This window comes from Clostridioides sp. ZZV15-6598, assembly GCF_020657705.1.
GTDB classification, from domain to species: domain Bacteria; phylum Bacillota; class Clostridia; order Peptostreptococcales; family Peptostreptococcaceae; genus Clostridioides; species Clostridioides difficile_F.
This window is the reverse complement of sequence record NZ_JAGWCS010000230.1, coordinates 1-2,985: the sequence shown is the minus strand read 5'-3', so window position 1 is coordinate 2,985 and position 2,985 is coordinate 1. Positions and strand designations below refer to the sequence as shown.

Annotated in this window: 3 protein-coding genes; 1 reads left to right on the top strand and 2 read right to left on the bottom strand. The window is 26.3% G+C overall.

Annotation, left to right across the window (positions count from 1 at the left end; translation table 11 throughout):
- Positions 1-537: hypothetical protein (locus KGF50_RS20930; RefSeq protein WP_227849846.1), on the bottom strand; the 537-nt coding region annotated here is incomplete at its 3' end.
- 280 nt (positions 538-817) lie between these two features.
- Here KGF50_RS20930 and KGF50_RS20925 point away from each other — a divergent pair.
- Complete coding sequence (locus KGF50_RS20925) at positions 818-1,246, top strand: hypothetical protein (protein ID WP_227849845.1); 429 nt, start codon at positions 818-820, stop codon at positions 1,244-1,246.
- Positions 1,247-1,457: 211 nt separating this feature from the next.
- On the opposite strand, the gene KGF50_RS20920 is transcribed toward KGF50_RS20925, so the two are convergent.
- A complete protein-coding gene (locus KGF50_RS20920; protein WP_227849844.1) occupies positions 1,458-2,909 on the bottom strand; it encodes an alanine/glycine:cation symporter family protein in 1,452 nt (483 codons plus the stop codon).
- Positions 2,910-2,985 lie beyond the last annotated feature (76 nt).

Below are 2,985 nucleotides of genomic sequence, written 5' to 3'. Positions count from 1 at the left end.
ATCTTTATATTCATTAGAAATACCAATATCATTCACATATGTTTTAAAATTAGAATATACACAATCATTATGTAAACTTTTAATGACACAGGATAGATTTTTAGTTTCAAACTCATTGTAATTGAGGAAATCTATTGCTTCAGCTCCTCCATTTTTTATATATGAAACAGCAATGACTCTATTAGTAAAAGATATTGAAATATAGTTTTCTACACAATTACTTAAAAGAATATTTTGTTTAGAAAAAATTATTTTTTTACATCCTAACTGAGTGAAAAACTCTTGTATTATTCTTATGTCTATACTTAATGCGTCATCGGGTATTAATACATACAAAATTGCCTTCTTAATATAAACTTTGGCTTGTACATTTCTAATATAGTTTTCAACATCACCTTCAAATAGATAATGATAAAATGGTACATTTGGCATAGGCTGTATTGAAAATGATATTTTCTCCTTTAAATCATTATCTTTATAATAAAACATGAAACAATCACGGCATACTACAACAATATACTCATTCTTATTGAACAATTTATCTCCCTCTCCCCTAAAATATAAGTTAATAATTAGAAATACTTTTAAAAGCTTAAAATAACTACAAATATAACGCTAAATATAAAATATCATAAATTCGTATATATTACTATCAAAGCTATCGTTTTTATTTATAGCATATATTAATGTTATATTAATTATCTATTTTATTATTTTCTCGATTAATTATACAATATAGTTAAGTAAGTAATAATAAACTATAAATGAACACCATAATTTAATGGTTGTTTATTGAATATTTATGGGGGACTGAATTATGAAAACAAGTTCAATACAAGATTTAACACTAGAAAAACGTAACCTTATAAAAAAATATTCTCTTACTTTGAATGAAGATTTAATTTGGGAATTTAAACATGATAAATACCACACTGTAAAATACTTCACACACAAGTTCGCAGTTAAAGAATCTGTACTTGCTCTTTTATTCAACATACACAGATTATGTTATGCCAAAATAAAATACTTTGAATCAAATTTTTCAAAATATGAACCTTATAAATACAACTATCAACAAGGATTTGTTAAATGTGAAATATATGATATGAGTTTTATGTTGCATAAATATAGCAACATGATGATAGACTTAAGAAACTTACAAGAAATCAAAAATATAGAAGAATTTAGATTATTTTGTGATTACTTAGAAAGCTTTGAAGATAAGTTACAAGATTTGATTGTGTAGTATTTAAAAAGAGAGGTTTTAATATATGATTTATAATAATTAAATTATATTTAAATACTAAAAATTTTTAATAAAATATATCATACTTGAGATAAAAAAATATTACTGGAATTAAAAATTCCAGTAATATAAGTTAATTAAAATATTATATTCATATAAATTAAATATACTCTAATCTATCAAGATTACTTTATAATTTTTATAATACTTTTTATCCTAAACGTTCATCAGATAATTCATTGTGCCACTCTGATACATTTTCTAATCCTTCTATTTCATCTGCAATAAATACAGGGTCTTTTATTCCAGATTTTTTTTGACTTGTATAATCTTTTAAAGCAATAAATGCGTACTTACCTAAAAGAGTTATTGCTATTAAGTTTATTATCGCCATCAGTGCCATAAATAAATCTGCTAAATTCCAAACTACCTCTACTTGAGTAAGAGAACCAAATAAAACCATACCTACAACAAAAACTCTAAATACATTAAGTTTAGTTTTACTTCCACTCATAAACTCCATATTTGATTCTCCATAGTAATAATTTCCTACTATAGAACTAAATGCAAATAAGAATATACAAACTGCTATAAAAATATTTCCTATTGGCCCTATATGGTGAGTTAAAGCTTCTTGAGCTAATTCAATTCCTGTTGCTCCACTACTAGCATAATCTGAATATAATAATACCATAAATGCTGTACAACTACATATAATTATAGTATCTGTAAAAACACCTAGAGATTGGATTAAACCTTGTTTTACAGGATGAGTTACATGTGCTGTTGCAGCAGCATTAGGCGCACTACCCATACCTGCTTCATTAGAAAATAAACCTCTTTTTACTCCAGTCATTACAACTCCCATAAATGTACCAATTGCCATTCCTCTAAAATCAAATGCGCTTTCTACTATTAATGATATAACTCCTGGTATTTCTGTTATATTCATTACAACTATAGCTAAAGCAACTAATATGTATAATCCTGCAAATACAGGAACTATTATTTCTGAAACTTTGGCTATTCTATGAACACCACCAAAAATAACTATTGCTGTTAAAATTCCAAGACCTATTCCCATAGCCATCTTACTTATACCAAACGCATTATTAAATGCCAATGAAACAGTATTTGCTTGAACTGCATTGAATACAAATCCATAACAGATAGTTATAAGTATTGAAAATAAAACACCCATCCATCTTTTATTTAAACCTTGTTCCATATAATAAGCTGGTCCACCTCTAAAAGCTGGTCCATTCTTAACTTTATAAATTTGAGCTAATGTACTCTCCACAAAACTTGAAGCAGAGCCAATTAATGCTATAAGCCACATCCAAAATACAGCACCAGGACCTCCTGCTACTACTGCAATTGCTATTCCTGCTATATTTCCAGTACCAACTCTTGAAGATGTACTTATACAAAAGGCTTGAAATGAAGATATTTTTCCTTCTTTTTTTGCATTTTTATTTGCTGCACCATCACCTAAAAGCCTAAACATTTCTATAAAATATCTGAATTGTACAAAATTTGTTTTAATAGTAAAGTAAATACCAATTACAACTAACATTATAATTAGAATATAAGACCATAAGTAATTGTTTACAAATACTACTGCATTATTAATGCCTGTTAAAATACCATTTAAAAAATCCATTTTATTAATTACCCCCTGTTAATATTGTTTTCTCAATAAATCTTAAAATCAAAAAAATGCATAATTCCTTGTGAAA